Consider the following 6,805-nt stretch of genomic DNA (forward strand, 5'->3'; position numbering starts at 1 on the left):
GGCAGGTGGGTAATCCACCTGCCGCCCTTCCGGCTTGTGTTGGCAGCGCCTAGGGCTGGTCTGACGCTTCCCGCGCCGCCTTGATCAGTGCACGCATGGAGGCGTTCAACTCGCGCAACTGCTCCCGGTCTAGCGCCAATCGCGCCAGCATGGTTCCGGGCACGGAGAGGGCCTTTTCCCGCAGCGCCGCACCGGCGTCGGTCAACCCCACGGCCAACGCCCGCTCATTGCCTTCCATCCGCTCCCGCGTGATCAGCCCTGCCTGCTCCATTCGCTTGAGCATGGGGGAGAGGGTGGCGGGGTCCTGCTGCAACGTCCCGGACAAATCCTTGACCATCCGGGGACTCTGTTCCCAGAGAGCCAGCATGACCAGGTACTGCGGATGCGTCAGGCCCAGCTTCTCCAGCACGGGCTTGTAGGAAGCCACTACGCTGCGGGAGGCTACCGACAGGGCGAAGCACAGTTGGTGCTCCAAAAGCAGGTCTTCACTGGTCCCCGCCATCGCTCCCACTGCCGCTCTCCATTAGTTAGCGCGTTAATTGTTCATGGCCTATTATGGAGACGAATGCCCGCAGAGTCCAGCGGGCCGGACGAAGGATCACGCACATGACCGAGAAGAAGTCCCGGGTCAACGCGTTCATGCATGCCACCGGCAAGTTCCGATTGGTCTTCGGCCCCGCGCAGAAGAGCGGCGTCGACCATCCCATGACCGAAGAAAACAAGGCCTTGCTCAAGCAGCGCGAGGCCGAAGCCTCGCAGTGGGAAACGGTCACCCGGGCGGACGGCAGTACGTACATCGTGCCCAAGAAGCAGGACTAATTCCGGCTCTGTTTTTCCGTACGGGTCCTCATTAAACTGATGCCACGGATGCTTCTGAGCAAGAAGGTGATTCAGATGGCTGGGAATGCGCGCTTTATGGACCGCTTCATGCGCGCCACTGAGAAAGCAGCGAAGGTCTGGGGCCCTGCGGATCGAATTGAGGCCGACTCCCCGGTGGTCCACAGGCATGACTCCGCGGAGAAGGCGTCGGAGGAGCAGCTGTCGGAGATCGAAGTGGAGCGGGAAGCGGGCCACACCTACGCCTATCGCAGGCCGCGCAAGGCCTGACCGGCCCCTCGCTGTGCAAGCGGTGCCGCGGTTCGGTCACCGCCGGGAGCGCCAACACGGTCAGCCGCGGCGGCACCGCCAGCCGGGTTAGCCCGGGATTGGACCCGCGGATAGAAACCGCACTTGCCAACCCGGGCAGCCCCGGTTAGCCCGGGAAGCCTTAGCGGCCGGTGCCCCCGTAGACGGTGGCTTCCTCATCGCTGTCCAAGTCGAATGCGGCGTGAACGGCGCGGACGGCGGTGTCCAGCAGATCGGCGTGCGTGACAATCGAGATGCGGATCTCGGAGGTGGAAATCATGTCCACGTTCACGCCGGCCTTGTGCAGGGCCTCGAAGAACTTGAACGAGACGCCCGGGTTGGAGCGCATGCCCGCGCCGATCAGCGAGAGCTTCCCGACGTTCTCGTTGTAGAGAATGCCCTCGAAGCCCACCACGTCCTGGGCAGCCTTCAGCGCCTCCATGGCTTCCGCGCCTTCCACCTTGGGCAGCGTGAAGGAGATGTCGGTCTTGCCGGTGCCGCGGGTGGAGATGTTCTGCACGATCATGTCGATGTTTGAGTGCGCGCCGGCCACGATGCCGAAGATTTCGGCTGCCTTGCCCGGAATGTCGGGTACACCCAGGATGGTGACCTTGGCTTCTGAGCGGTCGTGGGCAACGCCGGAGATGATGGGCTGTTCCAAGGGTTCTCCCTCTTGAATCTTGATCTTGTCGTCGGGGTTGGGCAGCACCCAGGTTCCCTCGTTTGTGCTGAAGGACGAGCGCACGTGCAGCTTCACGCCGAAGCGGCGGGCATACTCGACGCAGCGCAGATGCAGGATTTTGGAGCCGGAAGCCGCCATCTCCAACATTTCCTCGCTGGAGATGGTGTCGATCTTCTGTGCGCTGTGCACCAGCCGCGGGTCGGCGGTGTAGACGCCATCCACGTCTGTGTAAATCTCGCAGACGTCGGCGCCCAGGGCCGCCGCCAGCGCCACAGCAGTGGTGTCGGAACCGCCGCGGCCCAGCGTGGTGATGTCGTGGCTCTCCCGGCTGACGCCTTGGAAGCCGGCCACAATGGCGATTTCGCCCTTGTCGATGGTCGTCATCACCCGGTGCGGGGAGACATCGATAATCCGTGCCTTGCCGTGGATGGCGTCGGTGACCATACCGGCCTGGCTGCCGGTGAAGGACTGGGCCTTGGAGCCGAACTCCTGGATGGCCATGGCCAGCAGGGACATCGAGATGCGTTCGCCCGCGGAGAGCAGCATGTCCATTTCGCGGGCACTGCTGTGGGAGGACACTTGGCTGGCCAGGTCAAGCAGTTCGTCAGTGGTATCTCCCATGGCGGACACCACGACGACAACACGGTTGCCGGCGGCTTGGGTATCAACCACGCGTTGTGCCACGCGTTTGATCCCCTCGGCGTCCGAGACTGAGGAACCGCCAAACTTCTGCACTATCAGGCTCATGTGTTCTCTAAACAACTCCTGCGTTGGGATCCGGTCCGTGCCGTGAGGTGCGGCGCGCCGGGGTTCATAGATTGTTGCCGCGGGTCCAGGCTGCGGACCCAACGCGGCAAGGGTAATTCTAGCGCCGCATCAAGTAGGGGCAGAATGCGGCCGGACAGTGTGACTGTCGATGGTAATACCGACGCCGGTGCCCCGCCCGGGTGCCTTGCAGGACCTTAGTGCCCCGTTCGACGCCCCAAGTGACTAGATGAGGCTGCGGCGGCCTTCGAAGGCGCGGCCCAATGTGACCTCGTCGGCATACTCGAGGTCGCCTCCGACCGGCAGGCCGGACGCCAGGCGGCTGACCGGGATGCCGATGGTCTTGAGCATTCGGCCCAGATAGGTCGCCGTCGCTTCGCCCTCAAGGTTGGGGTCGGTGGCGATGATGATTTCCTCGATCTGTCCGTCCGAGAGCCGGCTGAGCAGTTCCCGGATGCGCAGTTGTTCCGGACCGACGCCGCCGATCGGATTAATCGCCCCGCCGAGCACGTGGTAGCGGCCCTTGAAGGACCGGGTCCGTTCTATCGCGATGACGTCCTTGGACTCTTCCACCACGCAGATCGCCGTCGGATCGCGGCGCGGGTCGCGGCAAATGTTGCACGTGTCTTGTTCGGAGACGTTCCCGCAGATGGAGCAGAATTTCACCCGCTCCTTGACGTGAGTCACCGCATCAACGAGCCGCTTCATGTCGGCCGGGTCGGACTCCAGAATGTGGAACGCGATGCGTTGGGCGGACTTCGGGCCGATTCCAGGCAAGCGGCCGAGCTCGTCGATCAACTCCTGGACAGCACCTTCGTACACAGAACCTTCAATCTCCGCAGGCGGTTAGGAACCGTCCAGGCTTTGTTCGTCAATCAGGCGTCCGCCGAGAAGCCTTTCAATCGCAGCGCGGCCCACGAGTCCGGAGTCTTCGATGGACTCGTCGTCTTCGCTGGGGATGTCCTCGACGTACTTCAAGTTTAGGTCACGGCTGGACGGGGAGGGCGCTGCCGCGGCCGAGGAAGCCTGTGATGCTTTCGCCTGGTCCAGCAACTGCTGGTACCGGCTGCGCTTCTGCCCGGGACCTGGCCGGTCCGGCGTCGTTTCCCACTCCTCGGCCGGCGGTTCGTCATTGGCATACGGGATGTCGTCGTACGGAGACGCCACCGCAGGAGCTGATGAAGCAGAGGCACTCCGGCTTGGAGGTTGGGTGTCCGTGAGCCGGTTGGTCGGCCGGGCTCCCATTGCGGGAACCACCGGCGAGGCCGAGTGCGGTGTCGACGTCGAGTGCCCCGCCGCCGACGGGGCCACGGCTGCAACGGGAGCAGGAGCGGCAGCCACGGGGGAAGCCGAAGACATCCGCTCGGCCAGCTGGGCAAACACCGGCTTTTCCCCGGGCAGGGCCGGGGGCCGCTGCCCATTGCCGGACGCACTGTTCGGTGAATGGGCCGACGGCGCGGACGCAGCGGTGGGCCCGGACATGCCGCTGGGTGCGGAGGTACCGGACGCTGCAGACAGGCCGGAGGCGGCTGATGGGCCGCTGGGTGCGGAGGCGCCGGATGCTGCAGACAAGCCGGAGGCGGCTGACACGGTGTTGGGAGCTAAAGGACCGGTGGCGGCCAACATCGGACTGGGGGCGGAATGACCTGAAGCAGCCGAAGCGCTGGAACCTGCGGATCCACCTGGGGAAGCGGTCGCAGCTGAGTGAGCCGACGCCGCTGAGTCAGCCGTTGGCGTGAAACCGGCGGAGACAGCAGCGTTCGGCGTGACATTTGCCGATCCAGCGGCGGCCGGCGCCGATGGCTGTGAAGTACCTTGCCCGGCCGGTTCCGAAACCGGCGCGGGCGCAGTTACCGTAGCGGTGTTGGCGGGCCAACCACCGTCTGCCGGCTGCTGCCGGCTAGTAGGTACTTTTGGGTTTGACTCACCCGCTGTCACCGAAGCGTCTTCGACGGTCCGGATTTGCAGGTCCATCCCCAGCACTTGCTGGATGGCCTGGCGAAGGTTGTCCGCATGGTCACCATTGCCGAAGTTGGTGGCAGAACCTTGGTTCTTGAAGCCCAGCGTCAGCGCGGTGCCGTCAAGGCTGAGCGGCGAGGCATTGCTGCTGACGTTCATCCACGTCACCTTGCGGATGCCGCTGAGCGTATTCAGGATTTCCGGCCAGGCCCGGCGGATCATTTCGATCTGGCCGGACGCCTGCGGCGCGGTCTGGCCTTGGCGAGGAGCCTGCGCCGGTGCCTCGGCCGGCTCCGGGCGGGTGGTGGACTGCTGGGCGGGAGCCTGCGCCGGTGCCCCGGCTGACTGCGGGCGGGTGGTGGACTGCTGGGCGGGAGCCTGCGGTGCCTCCCGGGCCGTGCGCTGCGGGGCGGGCTGCTGCGCCGGGGGCTGGGCCTGCGGACGCCGCTGGTCGGTCGCTTCTGGCCGGGCGCCATGAGGTGGTTGCTGCGATGTTGCAGCCCCTGCGCCTGCACTCTGGTGAGCCGGCGAGGCGGCTTGGCCAGCAGCCGCGTGATCCGACTGCTGCGGCTTGGGCTTTTGCTGAACCGGAGCAGGCTCCGGCATGGCGCCCCATGCGCCGCCCCAGTCGGCTGAACTTTCGACGGAGGGGGCGGCGGCATCCGCCCGAGCCACCCCCTGCGGGCTGGAAGCTCCGGCATTGTCCCGGGGGCCGGCGGAGCCGCCCGTTACGCCGGCGGGGCCGCCCGTTACGCCGGCGTCCTGCCTGCCCGCGTCATGCGGGTTGCCGAAAACCGACGACGGGACGGTCGGGCTGTCTGGAGCGGGATCGGCGGCCTGGTCCGCAGGCGGCTGATCAGCAGGAGCCTGGACCGGAGAGACCTCGGCGGCGGGAGCTGCCGCGGCGCCGGCCGTACCCACGGACCCAGAGGTCCCCAAAGTTGCCGGGCCAAAAGACCCCGAAGGTGCCGTCCCGCCGGAAGCGGCGGGAGCTCCGCCGTCGTGCTGTTGGGCAGGCTGGCCTGCGGGCTGGGAGTTGTTGGCGGCGGGCGCAGCGGGACTCTGCTGGTCCTCGCGCGGCCAATCCGTAGTGCTCACCCGCGGGGGAGTGATGCGTTCAGCGTCCTGGCGGGCAGGTTCAGCCTTCTGTGCGTTGGCGCCACGGAGCGCGGCGCGTGCTGCTTCCGGGCCGGAGAGCGGCGGCTCTGCGGCGGCATGGGTGGCTGGCGCCTGCCCCTGTCCTGGCGCCGGAGCGGACACCGGGGCTCCGCCGTAGCTGAGCCGGCGCTCAATCCGGTCCACCCGGGCTGCGACACCGTGCTCGCCCTGGTCCGCGGCGGGCAGCAGGATGCGCGCGCACAGCAGTTCCAGGTGCAGGCGGGGCGAGGTTGCGCCCGTCATCTCGGTCAGCGCCTGGTTGGTGATGTCCGCGGCGCGGGAAAGCTCGGAAGCACCCAGCTGTGTCGCCTGGGTGTTCATTCGCGCGATCTGGTCCTCCGGGACGCCGCGCAGGATGGCGTGGGCGCTTTCCGGCATGGCACGGACGATGATCAGGTCGCGGAAGCGCTCAAGCAGGTCCTCCACGAACCGGCGAGGGTCGTGGCCCGTCTGCACCACGCGGTCCACCGCGCTGAACACAGTGGACGCATCCGAGGCGGCAAAGGCATCGACGACGTCGTCCAGCAGCGAAGCGTGGGTGTAGCCGAGCAGGGAGACGGCCAGCTCGTAGTCCAGGCCGTTGGGGCCGGCGCCGGCGATCAGCTGGTCCAGCACGGAGAGCGAGTCACGAACGGAACCGCCGCCGGCGCGGATCACCAGGGAGAGGACGCCGGGGGCCACCGAAACGTTTTCCTGCCGGCACAGCAATTCCAGATACTGCATCAGCGGTTCCGGCGGGACCAGCCGGAAAGGATAGTGGTGGGTGCGGGAGCGGATGGTGCCGATGACCTTGTCCGGCTCCGTGGTGGCGAAGATGAACTTGATGTGTTCCGGTGGCTCTTCGACGATCTTCAGCAGCGCGTTGAAGCCGGCCGACGTGACCATGTGGGCTTCGTCGATGATGAAGATCTTGTAGCGGTCGCGCACCGGGGCGAAGGTGGCCCGCTCGCGCAGGTCCCGGGCGTCGTCGACGCCGCCGTGCGAGGCGGCGTCGATCTCGATGACGTCGAGGCTGCCGGGGCCGCCGCGGCCGAGTTCAACGCAGGAGTCGCAGGTGCCGCAGGGAGTGGGGGTGGGGCCCTCGGCGCAGTTCAGGCAGCGGGCCAGGATGCGGGC

6 protein-coding genes are annotated in these 6,805 nt (G+C 66.8%); 2 read left to right on the forward strand and 4 right to left on the reverse strand.

Annotation, left to right across the window (positions count from 1 at the left end):
• Positions 1-49: 49 nt before the first annotated feature.
• Positions 50-502 (reverse strand): MarR family winged helix-turn-helix transcriptional regulator, encoded by a 453-nt coding sequence (locus AC5RWT_RS32840; RefSeq protein WP_494083871.1) that lies wholly within the window; start codon positions 500-502, stop codon positions 50-52.
• 104 nt (positions 503-606) lie between these two features.
• Between AC5RWT_RS32840 and AC5RWT_RS32845 the strand changes: the two genes are divergently transcribed.
• Together AC5RWT_RS32845 and AC5RWT_RS32850 are read left to right on the forward strand one after the other, a co-directional pair.
• Complete coding sequence (locus tag AC5RWT_RS32845; RefSeq protein WP_494083867.1) at positions 607-819, forward strand: hypothetical protein; 213 nt, start codon at positions 607-609, stop codon at positions 817-819.
• A gap of 75 nt (positions 820-894) precedes the next feature.
• A complete protein-coding gene (locus AC5RWT_RS32850) occupies positions 895-1,107 on the forward strand; it encodes a hypothetical protein (RefSeq protein ID WP_494083868.1) in 213 nt (70 codons plus the stop codon).
• Between the two features lie 160 nt (positions 1,108-1,267).
• Here AC5RWT_RS32850 and AC5RWT_RS32855 read toward each other — a convergent pair whose 3' ends face one another.
• The 3 genes from AC5RWT_RS32855 to AC5RWT_RS32865 all read right to left on the reverse strand — a co-directional run.
• Positions 1,268-2,554 carry an aspartate kinase gene (locus AC5RWT_RS32855; protein ID WP_494083869.1) on the reverse strand — a complete coding sequence of 429 codons (1,287 nt, stop codon included), beginning with the start codon at positions 2,552-2,554 and terminating at the stop codon, positions 1,268-1,270.
• A gap of 243 nt (positions 2,555-2,797) precedes the next feature.
• Entirely contained in the window at positions 2,798-3,394 is a 597-nt protein-coding gene (gene recR / locus AC5RWT_RS32860) for a recombination mediator RecR (protein WP_493969485.1), read from the reverse strand.
• Positions 3,395-3,418: 24 nt separating this feature from the next.
• The coding region (locus AC5RWT_RS32865) for a DNA polymerase III subunit gamma and tau (protein WP_494083870.1) at positions 3,419-6,805 on the reverse strand (3,387 nt) is incomplete at its 5' end.

This window comes from Arthrobacter sp. Dra40 (genome assembly GCF_059091905.1).